This is a genomic window from Actinomadura sp. 3N508 (assembly GCF_044326375.1).
Taxonomy (GTDB): domain Bacteria; phylum Actinomycetota; class Actinomycetes; order Streptosporangiales; family Streptosporangiaceae; genus Spirillospora.
In genome coordinates, this window is sequence record NZ_JBIRAX010000010.1 from 295,002 (window position 1) to 311,411 (window position 16,410).

The window sequence follows — 16,410 nt, forward strand, 5'->3', positions numbered from 1 at the left end:
GCGGATAGTGCCTGCAAGTGGGAGCACGAGGGCCGAGCGCGCCGAACGGTCCCCCCTCTGCGCCAACGCGACCCCAGTAAACCATCGGGCCGGATGTGTCGTGCCCGGCCCTGCCTCGTCGGCGTCAGGTGAACACTTTCCTCCTCGGCCGGCCCGCGTAGCTCATCCCGTTGTGCCCCGGCCGGAGGAAAGTGTTCAGTCTGTCCCTTGGGATGCCGACGAGGCTGGGAAAGTTCAGTCTTCCCCGATCGCGACGAAGCAAAAGCCGTGATCAGACTGGTGGAACGCCGGCGGTCTCCAGGTCGTCGACGGATTCCAGGACCTCGACCGGGTCGCCGAGGGTGAGGGTGCCGAGACGGCGGGGCACGCAGTTCTGGCCGAACTGGATACCGCGGTCACGGGTGCGGTAGGTGGCGAGCGTCCGCAGCGGCTCGCGGCCTCGCTCGCCGGTCTCCTGGTCGGTGGTGGTGACGAGGCAGCGGCTGCACGGCCGGACGGCCTCGATGACCGTCTCGCCGATGCGCAGCAGCCGCGCGCCGTCCTCGCCGAACGCGCCGAGCCCCTCGATGACCAGGCTCGGACGGAACCGGTTCATGGGGAGCGGCTCGTCCAGGCGCGCGTTGAGGTCGGCGAGGGACTCGGCGGAGATGAGCAGCAGCGGGTAGCCGTCGGCGAACATGACCTCGCCGCCGCCATGGCGGGTCGGCCGGTGCCCGGTGAAGCGCACCAGCCTGCACTCGTGGCCGAGGACGGAGGCGAACCATGCCGCCGCCTCCTCGCCCTGGTCGACGCCCTGGCATTCCTTCCGGTGGACGGTCACGTCCAGGACTTCGCCACTCTCCAGCGCCTTGATGGCGAGCGGCGAGGCGGCGCCCGGCGCATTCACCGTGAGGATCTCGCCGTCGAAGGACGGACGCAGCAGCGCCATCCCCGCCAGATCCCGCTGGGACAGGAAACGGCCCTCGGGCGTGACGAGCATGAACTCACGATCGAACGGCAGGCCCCTGGTGCACAGTTCCGCGGTGCGCAGCGCGGTTCCGCCGCCGCCCTTGAGCGGGTAGGCGTTCAGTTCGACGAGCGTCGCCGTCAAGGTCCCTCCCGGTGGGGCTGGGGTCGGTCAGCGGAGCGCGGCCACGCGCCGGAAGACGGGGGCGAGGCGCTCGACGAAACGTTCGGGGCGGCACACCTCGTCCAGGCGCGCCTCGTCCAGCTTCAGGCCCGCCTGGGCGGCGTGCCTGCGCAGCGTCTCGCGGAACGGGACGCCGGTCTCCCACGTCTCCATCGCGGCCCGCTGGACGAGCGGGTACGCCTCGTCGTCGCGCGACATCCCGGCCTCGACCAGCTCAAGCAGGACGGTCGAGGTGTAGATGAGCCCGCCGGTCGATTCGAGGTTCGCCTTCATCCGCGCCTCGTCCACGACGAGTCCGGACATGAGGCGGTTCGTCAGGTTCAGCATGTAGTCGAGGGCGATGGACGCGTCCGGCAGCGCGATCCGCTCCGTGGACGAGTGCGAGATGTCCCGCTCGTGCCACAGCGGGATGCCCTCCAGGACCGGGACGACCTGCGCCCGCACGATCCGCGCCATCCCGGCGAGCCGCTCGGAGATGATCGGGTTCTTCTTGTGCGGCATCGCCGACGAGCCCTTCTGGCCCTTCCCGAACGGCTCCCACAGCTCGCGGACCTCGGTGCGCTGCCCGTGCCGCACCTCCAGCGCGATCGCCTCGCACACCGTCGCCATGATCGCCAGCGTCGACACCCACTCGCCGATGCCGTCGCGCATGACGACCTGCGTCGACACGTCCGCGGACCGGAGGCCGAGCTTGCGCGAGACGTGCAGCTCGACGGCCGGGTCGATGTTGGAGTACGTCCCGACCGCGCCGGAGATCGCCATCACCCCGACGGCCTCGCGGGCGCGCCGCAGCCGGTCGCGGGAGCGGGCCATGGCGAACGCGAAGTCGGCGACGCGGTGGCCCCACACGTCGGGCTCGCCGTGGATGCCGTGCGTGCGCCCGACCCGCAGCGTCCTCATGTGCCCGACCGCGTGGTCGCGCAGGGTCACGACGAGCTTGTCGGCCTTGTCGAGCAGGATGTCGGTCGCCTCGACGAGCTGCAGCGCCAGCGCCGTGTCCAGCAGGTCGGACGACGTCATCCCGAAGTGGACGTACCGGGCCGCCTCGCGCGGCTCGGTGTTGTCCGCCCACGCCGACAGGAACGCGATCACGTCGTGCTGCGTGACCGCCTCGATCGCGTGCACCGCCTCGGGCGTCGGCGGCGGCGCGTTCCGGACCGGCTCGACCACCTCCGGCGGGATCGTGCCGGCCTCGGCGTGGGCCTCGACCACCAGGGTCTCGACCCGGCACCACAGCTCGTACTTGTGCGCGTCACTCCAGACGCGTCCCATTTCCGGAAGCGTGTACCGTTCGATCACCCGATGATTGTCCCAGGCCGGCGGGCCCGCCGCTCGCCCGGGTCGCGGGGTTTCAGGCCCTGGTCTGGATCGCCTTGAGCGCGATGTCCGAGCGGTGGTGCGAGCCGCGCAGGCTGATCTTCGAGACCGCCTCGTAGGCGGCGCCGCGGGCCGCGCCCAGGTCGGCGCCGGTACCGACCACGTTGAGGACCCGCCCGCCGGACGCGACGAGCCGCCCGTCCGCGTCGAGCTTCGTGCCCGCGTGCAGCACGTACGCGCCCTCGACCGCGGCGGCCTCGTCCAGGCCGGCGATCTCGTCGCCCTTCACCGGCGCTTCCGGATACCCCTCGGCCGCCACCACGACCGTGACCGCCGCGCCCGGATACCACTCGGGCCGGAACGCCGGGTCGAGGCCGCCGATCGCGCACGCCTGCAGCAGCTTCCCGATCGGGGTCGCCAGCCTGTCCAGGACGACCTGCGTCTCCGGATCGCCGAACCGCGCGTTGAACTCCACCACCTGGACGCCCTTCGACGTCAGCGACAACCCCGCGTACAGCACGCCCACGTACGGGGTCTCGCGGCGGCGCAGCTCGTCCACGGCGGGCTGGACGACCCGCGCCATGACCTCCTCCACGAGTTCCGGCGGCGCCCACGGAAGCGGCGTGTACGCGCCCATCCCGCCCGTGTTGGGGCCCTCGTCGCCGTCGTAGGCGCGCTTGAAGTCCTGCGCGGGCAGCAGCGGGACGGCGTGCTCCCCGTCGCACAGCGCGAACAGGGAGACCTCGGGACCGTCCAGAAACTCTTCGATGACCACGCGCTCACACCCGGCGGCATGGCGCGACGCGGCCGCGCGGTCCCCGGTGACGACGACGCCCTTGCCCGCCGCGAGCCCGTCGTCCTTCACCACGTAGGGCGGGCCGAACGCGTCGAGCGCCTCCTCCACCTGCGTGGACGTGTCGCACACCCGCGAGTCGGCGGTCGGCACGCCCGCCTCCGCCATGATCTCCTTCGCGAACGCCTTGGACGCCTCGATCCGCGCCGCGGCCCGATCCGGCCCGAAACAGGGGATCGCGGCCCTCCGCAGGGCGTCGCCGACGCCCGCCACCAGCACCGCCTCCGGCCCGACCACCACCAGATCGACCCGCAGCCGCTCCGCCAGCTCCGTCACCGCAGTCGGATCGGCCGGATCGAGCTGATGGTTGTCCGCGATCGCGGCCGTGCCCGGATTGCCCGGGGCGCAGTGGAGGGCGGTGACGACGGGGTCGCGGTGCAGGGCGCGGGCGAGCGCATGCTCGCGGCCACCCGATCCAAGGACGAGTACTCGCACGCCACGTGAGCCTACTTGCACGGGTTGAGGCCGCCGTCACACCGGGGCTTGTGAACCTCGCGGACACGGGCGGCGTCCTAAATGTCGGCTGGTAGGCTTCCACAGGCTTTACCGCATGCCGTGAGACGGGTGAAAGGAGGTGGTCGGGATGAGTCCTGGTGATCCTTGCAGTTCGCCGGAAAACCCTCACAGTCCGGGCAGGACTGTCCGACCGTCCGCCTTCATCCGGCGTCCGGCCACCGTTCCCGCGCGCTCCCCTCGCTGACCGGCCTGGGTCGAGCGCGCCAGCGCGCGTGTGGCCGGCGGGTTAGGAGCACCTCATGGCCATGACACGTGTCCGGCCGGGCCGCGCACTGTTCAAGACCCGCGGCCGCCCCACCGGCGTCCAGGCACCGCACCGCGGCTCCGCCGTCATCGACTGGGCCGCCTACATCGACGGGCACCGCGCCTCCACCGACACCGTCGCCGACGCCGTCCGCCTCATCCGCGACGGCCGCCTCACCGCCGACGGCGACAGCGCCGGCTTCGTCTGGGTCGGCCTGCACGAGCCGTCCGCCACCGAACTCACCGACCTCGCCGAGGTCTTCGGGCTGCACCCGCTCGCCGTCGAGGACGCCATCAACGCCCACCAGCGGCCCAAGCTGGAGCGCTACGACGACGTCCACTTCGTCGTCATGAAGACCGTCGGCTACGTCTCCACCGGCCCCGGTAGCGCCGAGGTCGTCGAGACCGGCGAGATCATGATCTTCTGCGGGCCCGACTTCGTCGTCACCGTCCGGCACGGCAAGCACGGCGCGCTCGGCCCCGTCCGCCGCGACCTGGAGAAGGACCCGGCCCGCCTCGCGCTCGGCCCCGCCGCCGTCCTGCACGCCGTCGCCGACCGCGTCGTGGACGGCTACGTCGGCGTCGCCGAAGCCGTCATGGAGGACATCGACGAGGTCGAAGAGGCCGTCTTCTCCCCCGAGCGCACCGACGAGTCCCGCCGCATCTACCGCCTCAAGCGCGAGGTCATCCAGCTCAAGCGCGCCGTCGGGCCGCTGGCCGGACCGCTGCGCCACCTGTCGGGACGCCGCTTCGTCCCCGCCGAGATCAAGGAGTACCTGCGCGACGTCGAGGACCACCTCACCCGCGTCCGCGAGCAGGTCGAGGCCTACGACGAGCTCCTCAACCCGATCCTGCAGGCCCACATGACCCAGGTCACCGTCGCCGACAACCGCGACATGCGGAAGATCTCCGCCTGGGGCGCCATCTTCATGGTCCCCACCGCCATAGCGGGGATCTACGGGATGAACTTCGACTTCATGCCCGAAACCCAGTGGCGCTTCGGCTACCCCATGATCCTCGCCGTGATCGCAACGGCCTGTCTCAGCCTCTACAGAGGCTTCCGCCGAAACGGCTGGTTGTAGCTCATCGGGGGGCGCCCCCCATGCCCCCGGCTGCGCGGCACGAGTCTTTCTCGCTCCGGTTGTCGGCGCTCACCGCGGAGTTCAGGTCATGCCGGAGGTTCTGGCCATCCCGCGCGCCCGCTCATCAGCCCCGACACCCGCTCATCAGCCCGACAACGGAGAGCTCCCTTGACCGCCCGGGCGGTCAAGGGAGCGAGCCCCGGACGCGGGCCTGCGCTCAGCCGTTGCCGTAGGCGCCGAACTCCGTCAAGTGACCGGCGCCCTCACAGTTGCCTCCGAACCTCCAGTAGCCGGGGCCCTGCTTCGGGCCGTAGCGCGTGCTGCCGTCGCTGCAGGTGGTGTAGGCGCCGTACTGGCCCGAGTGGATGCGCACGTTGGCGCTCCAGGACATGTTGTCGTGCCAGACACTGTCGTAGGTGTAGCCCTTCAGGACGATGCGCTTGGAGGCGCTCTGGCCCATCAGGGACTTCATGCCGGGCAGGGTCTGGCGGTCCTTGAGAACCTTGGTCGTGCCCTGGGTGGCGGCGGGCTCGGGCTTGGCGGTCGCCGTGGCGGCGGCGCCGGCCTGGGCGCCCATGGCGCTCACGGCCAGCAGGCCGGCGGCGGCGGTGGCCAGCACGGCGCCGGCTGCTTTCGCGGTGGTGTGCATGGTTCTCCCATCCGTCTCGCTGCTTCTGGCGGCGAGACTCATGTGTTCGGTTGCCTTGTTCTTGTGGTGTTCCTGTGGTGCGGGGCGGGCCTGCTCACGGTCGGTGACCGTCGCCGCGCGACGGCGGCCGACCGGTGCCCTGAGAAGAGGAAAACCCGCTGGTGAGGGTGTCCAACAGGGCGTCGGACGGGCTCGTCCGCCTTCGTCCGGGCCGTGGCTGGGCTCGGACGGCGGGCGACCACAATCGGACACGTACAGTCACTGCTCGGACACTCTCAGCCACGATCGGGGGATAATCGGCGTCAGGACAGCGGAGAACCCAACCGCGGAGGTCTGGCGTGACGATCAGTGATGATCCAGAAGCCTTCCGGGCCGTACGACGGTCCGAGTTGGACTCGGTGACGTGCGGTGAGGAACTGGCGAGGCTGCTGGCCGAGCAGTACGCGCGGGCCGATGTGTCCCTGCGGGAGCTGGAGCTACGGTCGGACAGGGCGGGCGGGACCCGGCTGGCGCGGGCCACCTGTTCGGACATGCTGGCCGGACGCAGGTTCCCCAAGAAGGCGGTGATGTTGGCGTTCCTGCGGGGATGTCAGGTCCCCGAGGAGCAACTCGCCGACTGGGCGCGGGCATGGGAACGGGTGAGAATCGCCCAGCTTCCCACCGCGCAGGTCATAGCTGCGCAACCGGCCAGCGCAGAGCCGGGCGGGCCCGTCCTCGAGAACTCGCCCGGCGAGGTTGAGGGCGGCAGCGCGATCGCCGGCCAGACCACGCTGCCCATCAAGGGCAAGCCCGTCCGCGGGCGGAAACCTGCTCGGCGTCGCATCGGATACGTTGCCGGGCTGATCGCCGCCACTGGCCTTGCCACCACCATCGGCCTTCTGACCTTCGCCGATCCAGGCTCCCCTCCCCGACACCTGACCGACGACGGTCGCGCGTTCGGTAGGGGCGGGTCGAGCCGATTCATCGTGGCCGTCGATCCCGCTCATACGGTGATAAGGCTGACTCGCCGTCTGGACGCCATGATCGCGGGGCAGACCGCCACCATCACCGTGAACGGGGCCTTGGCCGCGGTGTGGCAACCCCTGGACGGGGGACCTCGGGGCTGGAAGGACCAGAGCGTCGTCCTCCCCTCCGTGCTGACCGTGGGGCGCCGCCAGCTCACGATCACCAACACGTTCGTGTCCTCGGAATTGGACTTCAACGAGTTCACCTACTTCGTCGAGCAGAAGGTCGACGGCGACTGGTCCCGGGCCGACACCGTCAATGTCGGCACAGAGCACCCGGAGAGTGAGGCCGCACATCACTACCGCATCACCAACCAGTCCTGGGTGGGAGCGCGCGACCTCGACTACCTGAGATGAAGCTCATCAGACCACGGTCCGCGCTCGTGCCCGGTGCACCCGGCGCGGCGCGCGGACGGCATGGTGTGACCCGATCTTCTGGACGTACCGTGCTGCTGATCTGCACGCTGGCAACGGTCATGGCGCAGGTGGACCCGGTCCTCGCGGCGGCCGCGGCGCGTCCCAGGATCGTCATCGCCACCGATTTCCCGGACCCGGACGTGATCCAGGCCGGGTCGACCGTCTTCGCCTACTCCACCAGCAGTTCGGCGGGCACGGTTCCGGTCGCCACTGCGCCATCCGCCTCCGGACCGTGGACCATGCGCGGGGACGCCCTGCTCACCCGGCCTTCCTGGGCGACGGGGGAAGGCGGTTTCTGGGCGCCGGACGTCTCCCGGCGCGCGGACGGCCGATTCCTCATGTACTTCACCGCCCCGAGCGCCGCGACCACGCCCACGCGCATGTGCATCGGCGCCGCGCTCTCGTCCGGACCACTCGGCCCGTTCCGGCCCATAGGCAACGGCCCTCTCGTCTGCGACCCGAGCGAGGGCGGGGACATCGACCCGGCGAGCTTCGTCGACACCGGCGGAAAGAGATACCTGCTCTACAAGAACGACGGGAACGCGCTGAACAACGGCACCCCGTCGATCATCTGGCTGCAGGAGGTGCAGGCCGACGGGATCACCTTCGTCGGCCCCCGCAAGGAACTGATCCGCAACGATCGCGCCGACGAGCGTGGCGTGATCGAAGCGCCTGTGCTGATCAAGCGTCCCACGCGGTACGTGCTCCTCTACTCGGGCGGTCCATACTGCAGCGACGCATACTTCACCGGCTACGCCGTGTCCCCTTCGCTCGCGGAACCCTTCAGCAAGTCCGGCCGGCCGCTGATGACCACCGAAACCTTCGACGGCGCGGTGCGGGGCCCCGGCGGCGCCGACGTGCTCGGCGAGCGCGTCTTCTTTCACGGCTGGGTAGGGGAGTGCGCTGGAAACGGAGCACGCTGGACCTACACGGCCGACCTCGGCTGGACGAACGACCACCCCGTCCTGCGATGAATCCGACCGGACGCTCGATCAGGATCAAGGCCATCAGCTCTGTGACACCGGGAAGGACCCGGCCGTCAGGGTGCAGAGCAGTGGCTCTTCGGCGGCGTGACGCGCGTGCTAGGTGGCGAGAAGTCGGCGGAGGACGTCGGGGTAGTCGGTGACTATTGCGTCTACGCCGTACTTGGTGAAGCGGGTCATGTCTTCGGGGGTGTTTACCGTCCAGACGATGACCGGGAGTCCTGCGGCGTGGGCCTGGTCCACCAGGGCGGGCGTTGTCAGGACGTGTTCTGGGGAGACGGCTGTGGCGCCGATTGTCGTGGCGGCGGTGACCGGGTCGGTTGGGGGGAGGCCCGCCAGCCATTTCGTGTTCTCGGTGAGGGTCTTGCGTTCGTAGAGGGCTACTCGGCCGAACCCCGGGTGTCGGTCTCGGGCCCTTGTCAGGACGCGCCAGTCGAAGGCCAGGAGGCGGGTTCGGGCTGTTAGGTCGTGGGTTTCTAGGACGGCCACCGTGGCGTTGAGGAGGTCGTCGATCTCGGTCAGGGGCCAGGTGGGGTCGGTTTTTAGTTCTACCGAAAGGGTTATGGGTGCTGGGGCCAGGAGGTCGCAGGCCTCGGTGAGGGTGGGGATTTTCGCGCCGGGGACCGGGGTTTGCGTGAAGCGGTCGTGGCGGCGTGTGCCTGCGTCGATGGTGCGGAGTTGGGCGAGGGTCAGGTCGCGGATCTTCTTGCCTACGTAGGGGTAGGCCGGGTCGTTCTCGGTGGCCGGGGCCGTGTCGGTGAGGTTGGCCGGGGAGAGGGTCTGGTCGTGGTTGAGGACGACCACGCCGTCGGCTGAGAGGCCCACGTCCAGCTCTATGGCGTCCACGCCGAGGTCCAGGGCGTGGACGAAGCCGGGGAGGGTGTTCTCCGGGCGAAGGCCGCGGGCGCCTCGGTGGCCGTGGTTCTCGACGGGCACGTCAGACGAGGGGGCGGAGGGCGAGCGTCTGGTCTCGGCCGGGGCCGACGCCGATCGCGGAGATGCGGCAGCCGGACATCTCCTCCAGCGCGCGGACGTACGCCTGCGCGTTCTTCGGGAGGTCGTCGAAGGTCTTGGCGCCGCTGATGTCCTCGCGCCAGCCGTCCAGGTACTCAAGGACGGGCTTGGCGTGGTGGAAATCGGTCTGCGTCGTGGGCAGCTCGTCCACGCGGACGCCGTCGATCTCGTAGGCGACGCACACCGGGACGCGCTCAAGACCGGACAGGACGTCCAGCTTCGTGAGGAAGTAGTCGGTGATGCCGTTGACGCGGGTCGCGTAGCGGGCGATGACGGCGTCGAACCAGCCGCAGCGGCGGTCGCGGCCGGTGGTGACGCCGTACTCGCCGCCGGTCTTGCGCAGGTACTCGCCCTGCTCGTCCAGCAGCTCGGTGGGGAAGGGGCCGGAACCGACGCGGGTCGTGTACGCCTTGATGATGCCGATCACGCGGCTGATCTTGGTGGGGCCGATGCCGGAGCCCGCGCACGCGCCGCCCGCCGTCGGGCTGGACGACGTCACGAACGGGTACGTGCCGTGGTCGAGGTCGAGCAGCGTGCCCTGGGCGCCTTCCAGCAGGACGACCTTGTCGTCGTCGAGCGCCTTGTTGAGGACGAGCGTCGTGTCGGCGACGAACGGCTTGAGCCGCTCGCCGTACTCCACGTACTCCTGCACGATCGGGCCGGTCTCGATGCGGCGCCGGTTGTAGACCTTCGTCAGGACCTGGTTCTTCTCGCGCAGCGCCAGGTCGAGCTTCTGGGTGAGGATGTTCGGGTCGAACAGGTCCTGCACCCGGACGCCCATCCGGTTGATCTTGTCGGCGTAGGTGGGGCCGATGCCGCGTCCGGTGGTGCCGATCCGGGCCTTGCCCAGGTAGCGCTCGGTGACCTTGTCGAGGGCCCGGTGGTGGGGCATGATCAGGTGCGCGTTCGCCGAGATCAGCAGGCGTTCGCAGCTCACCCCGCGGGCGCGCAGGCCGTCGATCTCCTGGAGCAGCACGGCCGGGTCGATGACCACGCCGTTGCCGATCACCGGGACGACGTCGGGCGACAGCACCCCGGACGGCAGCAGGTGCAGCGCGTAGCTCTGGTCGCCGATGACGACGGTGTGCCCGGCGTTGTTGCCACCCTGGTAGCGGACGACGTAGTCGACGTCCCCGCCGAGCAGGTCCGTGGCCTTGCCCTTGCCCTCATCTCCCCACTGGGCCCCGACAAGAACGATGGCAGGCATGCCACATTTCCTTCCCACGACGAAGGCCCCGGTCGCCGCAAGCGCGCGAAGGGGCCTCTTGCGATCAAAGCGTACCCGCACCTGGACGGCAAGAAAACCGGAGGCGAACGTCGGGGCCGGTCAGGGGGCCGTGCGGCGGGGCCAGTAGTTCTCCGCGAACAGGCGGGCGACCAGCTCGCCGCGGCTGGAGACGCGCGTCTTGGCGAACACGGCCTTGATGTGGTCGCGGACGGTGTGCGGGGAGATGACCAGCTCGACGGCGATGTCGCCGGTGGCCAGGCCGCGCGCGATGAGCTGGGTGATCTCCAGCTCGCGGGCGGACAGCCCGTACGCGTCCGCGATGATCGGCGCCATGTCGGATCCGGCGGCGGGCTGGACGACCACGGCGGTGGGACCGGGCGTGCCGTCCGGGCCATCTGTGCAGGAGGCGTGGCAGACCAGCCATTGGCCGTCGCGGGTGCGGATCCGGATGCGGGCTGCTCCGCGGTCGTGCTCGGCGGCGACGGCGCGGGCTTGCGCGGCCGTCCCGATGAGCCAGACCGGCAGGGGCGGGCCAACCGGGGATGGGGTCGTCGGGCCTTGCGGGAGCCGGGCGAGGTGGTGGCGTGCCTCGGCGTTGATCGAGATGGGTGTTCCGGACGGGTCGAACAGGATCAGCCCCGGGTTCTGCTCCTGTGGCGCCGCAGGGGACGCTACTGGCTGGACGAGCTCCCGCAGCCGTTCTGCCAGGGGCGCTGACAAGGCCGCGACTAGGGAGATCTCGGCCGGCCCGAACGGGGCGCGGCCCTTCTCGCGGAAGAGGCTGACGACGCCCCAGGGCCGATCGCCGGTGCGCAGGACGGCGCGCAACTCGTCCCCCACGCCTTGGCGGCCTAGGAGTTTGCGGTACTGGGCGCTGCGCGCGGGCAGGCCGCCGGTGCTGGCCGCGAGCCCGGCGGCGGGGACCGCGGCGCGGGCCAGCTCGCGGTACGGGATCACGGTCTCCTCCAGGAGCGCGCACTCCCAGTAGGCGAAGCAGTCCTCGCCGCGTCCGAGGTTCTCGACGTGCATCGGCGCGGTGATCAGCCCGGTCTCCGGGTCGGTCGCCGACCAGGCGGCGGCCTGGAAGTCGACGAGGCGCCGGAGCCGGGTGGACGCGCTGCCGAACAGGTCGGACGCGGTTCGCGCGTGCGCCGCCCGGTCGAGGAGCGCGCGCCTTTCCCGCTGGTCGATCACGGATTTCAGTCTGCCCGGTGTGTTGCGCGGCCCGTACCCCCCACTTGGGGGATTCGGGGTGGGCGACGTCCCCGAGATGGAGGGGTGGGACGGGCGCTGCGGGGCGGCGAGGCTCGGTGGCATGGAGATCGCGATCATCGGGGCGGGCGCCGCGGCCGTCGGGCTGCTGGACGCTCTGGACCCCGCGACGGTGACGTCCGTGACCGTGTTCGACCCCGCGCCGGTGCCCTGGCGCGGCCGTCCCTACCAGGACGATCTGGACTCCGTCCTGGTCAACGCCCCGCCGGAGATCATGTCCATCCGGTTCGGGGACCGGGATCACTACGCGGGCTGGCTCCGCGAGCACGACGCGTCGGCCGGAGCCTATGCGGATGAGCGGCTCGGGCGTCCGATCCCGCCGCGCGCCGTCTACGGCCGGTACCTCGAAGACACGGCGGAGGCCGCGGTCGCCCGATTCGACCGGACGGCGGTGATCCAGGCGGCTGTGACCGGGGTGTTCATGGGCGAGCGCCTGGCCGTGCAGACCGCGGACGGACGGCTGCACACCGCCGATCAGGTCGTCGTGTGCGTCGGCGGCGGTACGCCCCTCGACCACTACGGGCTGGCGGGGGCGCCCGGGTTCGTCCCCGACCCCTACCCGCTGGCACGCACCCTCGCCGACATCCCGCCCGGACGGGACGTCGCCGTCATCGGCGGCGGACTGACCGCCGTCGACATCGTGGCGTCGCTGGCCGCGCGCGGGCACACCGGCAGGATCAGCCTGGTATCGCGAAGCGGGACGCTGCCCTACGTCTGGCAGCGTCCGGCCGAAACGGGCATCCGCCACCTGACGCCAGATCGCCTGCGATCACTCGGCGGCTCCGTGCCGTTGGCGGTGCTGGCCAGGCTGATCCGCAGCGAGCTGGCGGAACGCGGCGAGAGCTGGGACGACCTCGCCGCCTGGATCACCGCGACGGCGAACCGGCGCCCGGCCGAGGCACTGCGGGAACAACTCGCCCTGGTGGACGATCCCCACCTCGGACGGCGGATCCTGCAAGAGGCGGCCCACACCGCCGGGGCCGTCGCATGGCGGCTGCTGCGGGCGGCCGACCGGGAACTGCTCCGCACCCGCCACTACCGGACGATCACAGGCCTCGCCTCGCCGATGGTGCCCGGCAACGCCGCCGTCCTCCTGGAGCTGTTCGACGCGGGGACGCTGGAATCGCTCTCCGGGATCGAGAAGATCGAGCCCGGCGACGCGTTCCGGATCGTGCACGCGGCGGGCCAGCGCACCGCCGATGTCGTGATCAACGCGGTGAACCCGCCGCCGCACGCGATCCCCCGGGCGGCGGAACGGCTCGTCTCGTCCCTGCTCGGCCAGGGCGCGGCCCAGCATCCGGACGGCGGCCTCGTCACCGACCCCGGCACGGGCAGGATCGTCGTCGGCGGCCGTCCCGATCCCCGGCTGCACGTGGTCGGCGACCTGGCCGGCGGCGGCCCGTTCCTCGTGTCCGGCATCCCCGGCGTGGCCGCCCAGGCGCATCGGACGTCCCTGTCCATCGGCAGGGAAAGGTGACAACGATCAGGCGTTGCCGCCCCAGTGGGGACCGGCGTATCGGGCGAGGGCCATCTCGATCTCACTTCGGGGGCCCTTGAGGCGGCGGACGGGCACGACGACGATCCAGCCGGTCCTCTGCTCCAGATAACACGGCGGAGTTGGTGGTCCGCGCGGCTCCGGCCGGTGGGGCGCCAGCGGCCACACGCAGATCGACCATCCGGCGTCGGCGCGGCGGACCAAGACCAGGCTGGCCACCGCCAACCCGCCGATGCCGAGTGCGAGCAATAGGCGGGGTTAAGCGGACGGACACGGTCATAGGACACACAACGTTGCCGGATCACGACCGCCGCCGACCGTCGGGTCCGCGTGGCGATGGCTTGGTGGTGCGCGCGTGACCGGCCCTGGGTCAGGTGGTGGTGAGGGTGTTGGCGGCGGTTTCGCTGCTGTCGCGGAGGAACGTCCGGCAGCGTTCGGCCTCGTCGTCCTCGCCGATGGCGGCGGCGGCGCGGCCGAGGGCGTGCAGGGCGCGGAGGAAGCCGCGGTTGGCCTCGTGCTCCCACGGGATGGGGCCCTGGCCCCGCCAGCCGGCGCGGCGGAGCTGGTCGAGGCCGCGGTGGTAGCCGGTGCGGGCGAACGCGTAGGAGTCGATGACGCTGCCGTTCGCGAAGGCGCGGTCGGCCAGCTCTGCCCAGGCGCCCGGATGGTCGGGGTGGCGCGCGGCGACTTCGAACGGGTCGACGCCGTTCTCCAGGGCCGTGCGGGCCTCGATGTTGTCCGGCAGTTCGGTCGGAGGCGGGCCGCCGAGCAGGTTCTGGGTCATGCGGGTCATCGTAAGCAGGCCTGTCATGCCGGTATCAACCCAGGGGGCCCGACGATGTCCGCGCAGGCTAGGCGGGCATCGGCAGCGGGAGCAGGAAACGCGCGGCACCGCCGTCCCTGGTCGGGTGCGCCGCGGGCCAGCCGTGCCGGATGAAGAGGATGCCGCCCCGGTTGGTGAGGGTGACGTCCGCGCCGAACTCGCTGATGCCGCGGCGTTCGGCCAGCTCGGCGAGGCGGGCGACCAGCGCGCTGCCGACGCCGTGCCGCTGCCACGGGTCGGTGACGAGCACGGCGACGTCGGCGCACCAGGGGCGCTTGGGGAGGCGGACGTACTCGGCGCTGCCGATGATCTCGTCGCCGTCCAGCGCGACCAGGGCCTCGCGGTCCCAGTGGTCGAGCGCGTCCAGCAGGCGCAGGTAGTGGTCGGGGATGTACGGGGTGCCCGAGAAGAAGCGGGTGTAGAGGCTGGTGGTGGACAGCCGATCCGACATCCGCCGGACGCCGTCGCGGTCGGCGACGCCGTACGGGCGCACCAGGACACGGCAGCCCCCGGTGCCATGCTCCTTAAGTAGCTTCATGAAACTCATTGGACCGCAAAAGGTTTCGTGAAGCAACTGATAAAGGTCAGGCGGCCGGGCCCGGTTGGGGTTCGACGTCGCCCGGGCCCAGGATCGCGCCGCAGGTGTCGCAGGTGAACCGCGGGGTCAGCGTGCCGCCACAGCCGCGATGGCCGATGATCAGCGGTGGCCCGTCGGGGGCGTAGTGCCGGTCGCCCCACATCATCAGCGTCATCATGGCGGGCCAGAGCTCGACGCCCTTGCGGGTGAGGCGGTACTCGTACCGCTCCGGCCGCTCCTGGTACGGGACGCGGCGCATGATGCCCTCGTCGCACAGCCGGGCGAGCCGGTTGGCCAAGACGTTGCGCGCGACGCCGAGCTCGTCCTGGAAGTCGTCGAAGCGGCGCACGCCATGGAAGGCGCTGCGGATCACCAGCAGCGTCCAGCGGTCGCCCACGATCTCCAGCGACCGCGCGATCGAGCAGTTCTGTGACTCGTAAGTGCGGGGTAGTGCCACACCTCCGACACTACCCAAGTTTCGTCAAACAACGCGCGCCGTCCAGCCGGACGGCACCTTCCGGAACCGCCGCCTGACCTGGACGATCTCCACCACCACGCCCGCACTGCGCCGCCGTCACGCTCGCCGCATCGCCGCCCCTGCGGCGAGCGTGACGGACCTGCCGCGCTACTTCAGCTTCTGGCCCGCGGACTGGAGGCTCTCGCACGCCTCCACAACCCGCGTGGCCATCGCGGACTCGGCCGCCTTGCCCCAGGAGCGCGGGTCGTACTGCTTCTTGTTGCCGACCTCGCCGTCGACCTTCAGCACGCCGTCGTAGTTGCGGAGCATGTGGTCGGCCACCGGGCGGGTGAACGCGTACTGGGTGTCGGTGTCGATGTTCATCTTGATGACGCCGTACGACACCGCCTCGCGGATCTCCTCCAGCGTGGAGCCGGAGCCGCCGTGGAACACCAGGTCGAACGGCTTGTCCTTGCCGTGCTTGGCGGCCACCGCGTCCTGGATCTCCTTGAGTACCTCGGGACGCAGCTTCACCGCGCCCGGCTTGTACACGCCGTGCACGTTCCCGAACGTCGCCGCGAGGATGTAGCGGCCCTTCTCGCCCACACCGACGGCCTCGGCGGTCGCGAGCGCGTCGCCGGGCGTCGTGTACAGCTTCTCGTTGATCTCGTTGGCGACGCCGTCCTCCTCGCCGCCGACGACGCCGATCTCCATCTCCATGATGATCCGCGCCTTGGCGCACTCGTCGAGGAGCTCGGCCGCGATCTGCAGGTTCTCGTGCAGCTCGACCGCCGATCCGTCCCACATGTGCGACTGGAACAGCGGCTCCTCGCCGCGCGCCACCCGCTCCTGCGAGATCTTGATCAGCGGACGCATGAAGCCGTCCAGCTTGTCCTTCGGGCAGTGGTCGGTGTGCAGGGCGATGTTCACCGGGTACTTGGCGGCCACGACCCGGGCGTACTCGGCGAGCGCGCTCGCGCCGACGACCATGTCCTTCACGGTGGAGCCGGACAGGTACTCGGCCCCTCCGGTCGACACCTGCACGATCCCGTCGCTCTCGGCCTCCGCGAAGCCGCGCAGCGCGGCGTTCAGCGTCTGGCTGGACGTCACGTTGATCGCGGGGAAGGCGAAGCCGTCCCGCTTCGCTCGGTCGAGCATCTCCGCGTAGGTCTCGGGCGTTGCGATGGGCATTGGTCAGCGTCCTTTCATACGCAGTGAACGTCGTCGTCCGGCCGGTCGCCAGAGTCATCGCCGGCGCGGCGTCGCCGGATCGGGACGTTCAGATGTGCCGCCGGGCGTCCAGCGGGCGGTAGCACCCGGACGTCCGCATACCCAAGCACGAGCCAAGGTC

16 protein-coding genes are annotated in these 16,410 nt (G+C 70.7%); 4 read left to right on the top strand and 12 right to left on the bottom strand.

Annotation, left to right across the window (positions count from 1 at the left end):
- Positions 1 to 271: 271 nt before the first annotated feature.
- From ACH34S_RS31735 to purD, 3 genes are read right to left on the bottom strand one after another with little or no spacing between them, the layout of a single operon-like run.
- Positions 272 to 1,090 carry an MOSC domain-containing protein gene (locus ACH34S_RS31735; protein WP_395956518.1) on the bottom strand — a complete coding sequence of 273 codons (819 nt, stop codon included), beginning with the start codon at positions 1,088 to 1,090 and terminating at the stop codon, positions 272 to 274.
- 27 nt (positions 1,091 to 1,117) lie between these two features.
- Positions 1,118 to 2,428: an adenylosuccinate lyase gene (gene purB, locus ACH34S_RS31740; protein ID WP_395956519.1), complete on the bottom strand. Its 1,311-nt coding sequence runs from the start codon at positions 2,426 to 2,428 to the stop codon at positions 1,118 to 1,120.
- Positions 2,429 to 2,480: 52 nt separating this feature from the next.
- Positions 2,481 to 3,734, bottom strand: a complete 1,254-nt coding sequence (purD, locus tag ACH34S_RS31745) for a phosphoribosylamine--glycine ligase (protein WP_395956520.1) — start codon at positions 3,732 to 3,734, stop codon at positions 2,481 to 2,483.
- Between the two features lie 320 nt (positions 3,735 to 4,054).
- On the opposite strand from purD, the gene ACH34S_RS31750 reads away from it, so the two are divergent.
- A complete protein-coding gene (locus ACH34S_RS31750) occupies positions 4,055 to 5,140 on the top strand; it encodes a magnesium and cobalt transport protein CorA (protein ID WP_395956521.1) in 1,086 nt (361 codons plus the stop codon).
- Positions 5,141 to 5,357: 217 nt separating this feature from the next.
- Here the strand turns inward: ACH34S_RS31750 and ACH34S_RS31755 are convergent, their stop codons facing one another.
- Positions 5,358 to 5,789, bottom strand: a complete 432-nt coding sequence (locus ACH34S_RS31755; protein ID WP_395956522.1) for a hypothetical protein — start codon at positions 5,787 to 5,789, stop codon at positions 5,358 to 5,360.
- 530 nt (positions 5,790 to 6,319) lie between these two features.
- Between ACH34S_RS31755 and ACH34S_RS31760 the strand changes: the two genes are divergently transcribed.
- Both ACH34S_RS31760 and ACH34S_RS31765 read left to right on the top strand, forming a co-directional pair.
- The gene (locus ACH34S_RS31760) at positions 6,320 to 7,150 is read left to right on the top strand and encodes a hypothetical protein (protein ID WP_395956523.1); all 831 of its coding nucleotides are present in this window, start codon (positions 6,320 to 6,322) and stop codon (positions 7,148 to 7,150) included.
- Positions 7,147 to 8,184 carry a glycoside hydrolase family 43 protein gene (locus tag ACH34S_RS31765; RefSeq protein ID WP_395956524.1) on the top strand — a complete coding sequence of 346 codons (1,038 nt, stop codon included), beginning with the start codon at positions 7,147 to 7,149 and terminating at the stop codon, positions 8,182 to 8,184. The genes ACH34S_RS31760 and ACH34S_RS31765 overlap by 4 nt, the downstream gene beginning before the upstream one ends.
- A 108-nt stretch (positions 8,185 to 8,292) precedes the next feature.
- On the opposite strand, the gene ACH34S_RS31770 is transcribed toward ACH34S_RS31765, so the two are convergent.
- From ACH34S_RS31770 to ACH34S_RS31780, 3 genes are all read right to left on the bottom strand, one after another.
- On the bottom strand, positions 8,293 to 9,129 hold the full coding sequence (locus tag ACH34S_RS31770) for a glycerophosphodiester phosphodiesterase family protein (RefSeq protein ID WP_395956525.1): 837 nt from the start codon (positions 9,127 to 9,129) through the stop codon (positions 8,293 to 8,295).
- Between the two features lies 1 nt (position 9,130).
- Positions 9,131 to 10,414, bottom strand: coding sequence for an adenylosuccinate synthase (locus tag ACH34S_RS31775; RefSeq protein WP_395956526.1), 1,284 nt, complete (start codon positions 10,412 to 10,414; stop codon positions 9,131 to 9,133).
- Positions 10,415 to 10,534: 120 nt separating this feature from the next.
- The gene (locus tag ACH34S_RS31780) at positions 10,535 to 11,629 is read right to left on the bottom strand and encodes a response regulator transcription factor (protein WP_395956527.1); all 1,095 of its coding nucleotides are present in this window, start codon (positions 11,627 to 11,629) and stop codon (positions 10,535 to 10,537) included.
- A 58-nt stretch (positions 11,630 to 11,687) separates the two neighbouring features.
- On the opposite strand from ACH34S_RS31780, the gene ACH34S_RS31785 reads away from it, so the two are divergent.
- Complete coding sequence (locus ACH34S_RS31785) at positions 11,688 to 13,184, top strand: FAD/NAD(P)-binding protein (protein WP_395956528.1); 1,497 nt, start codon at positions 11,688 to 11,690, stop codon at positions 13,182 to 13,184.
- Between the two features lie 6 nt (positions 13,185 to 13,190).
- Here ACH34S_RS31785 and ACH34S_RS31790 read toward each other — a convergent pair whose 3' ends face one another.
- The 5 genes from ACH34S_RS31790 to fbaA all read right to left on the bottom strand — a co-directional run bounded on the left by ACH34S_RS31790 (position 13,191) and on the right by fbaA (position 16,250).
- Positions 13,191 to 13,451 carry a hypothetical protein gene (locus tag ACH34S_RS31790; RefSeq protein ID WP_395956530.1) on the bottom strand — a complete coding sequence of 87 codons (261 nt, stop codon included), beginning with the start codon at positions 13,449 to 13,451 and terminating at the stop codon, positions 13,191 to 13,193.
- A gap of 121 nt (positions 13,452 to 13,572) precedes the next feature.
- Positions 13,573 to 13,995, bottom strand: coding sequence for a DUF3151 domain-containing protein (locus tag ACH34S_RS31795; RefSeq protein ID WP_395956638.1), 423 nt, complete (start codon positions 13,993 to 13,995; stop codon positions 13,573 to 13,575).
- Positions 13,996 to 14,053: 58 nt separating this feature from the next.
- Positions 14,054 to 14,563: a GNAT family N-acetyltransferase gene (locus ACH34S_RS31800; protein WP_395956531.1), complete on the bottom strand. Its 510-nt coding sequence runs from the start codon at positions 14,561 to 14,563 to the stop codon at positions 14,054 to 14,056.
- A gap of 46 nt (positions 14,564 to 14,609) precedes the next feature.
- Complete coding sequence (locus tag ACH34S_RS31805) at positions 14,610 to 15,059, bottom strand: winged helix-turn-helix transcriptional regulator (RefSeq protein WP_395956532.1); 450 nt, start codon at positions 15,057 to 15,059, stop codon at positions 14,610 to 14,612.
- A 168-nt stretch (positions 15,060 to 15,227) separates the two neighbouring features.
- Positions 15,228 to 16,250, bottom strand: coding sequence for a class II fructose-bisphosphate aldolase (fbaA, locus tag ACH34S_RS31810; RefSeq protein ID WP_395956533.1), 1,023 nt, complete (start codon positions 16,248 to 16,250; stop codon positions 15,228 to 15,230).
- Positions 16,251 to 16,410 lie beyond the last annotated feature (160 nt).

Excerpts from the sequence above, each read along its gene's own strand:
- ACH34S_RS31750 (WP_395956521.1), top strand. The coding sequence starts at position 4,055 with ATGGCCATGACACGTGTCCGGCCGGGCCGCGCACTGTTCAAGACCCGC.
- ACH34S_RS31760 (WP_395956523.1), top strand. The coding sequence starts at position 6,320 with ATGCTGGCCGGACGCAGGTTCCCCAAGAAGGCGGTGATGTTGGCGTTC.
- ACH34S_RS31755 (WP_395956522.1), bottom strand. The coding sequence starts at position 5,789 with ATGCACACCACCGCGAAAGCAGCCGGCGCCGTGCTGGCCACCGCCGCC.
- ACH34S_RS31800 (WP_395956531.1), bottom strand. The coding sequence starts at position 14,563 with ATGAAGCTACTTAAGGAGCATGGCACCGGGGGCTGCCGTGTCCTGGTG.
- fbaA (WP_395956533.1), bottom strand. The coding sequence starts at position 16,250 with ATGCCCATCGCAACGCCCGAGACCTACGCGGAGATGCTCGACCGAGCG.
- ACH34S_RS31765 (WP_395956524.1), top strand. The coding sequence starts at position 7,147 with ATGAAGCTCATCAGACCACGGTCCGCGCTCGTGCCCGGTGCACCCGGC.
- ACH34S_RS31795 (WP_395956638.1), bottom strand. The coding sequence starts at position 13,995 with ATGACCCGCATGACCCAGAACCTGCTCGGCGGCCCGCCTCCGACCGAA.
- ACH34S_RS31775 (WP_395956526.1), bottom strand. The coding sequence starts at position 10,414 with ATGCCTGCCATCGTTCTTGTCGGGGCCCAGTGGGGAGATGAGGGCAAG.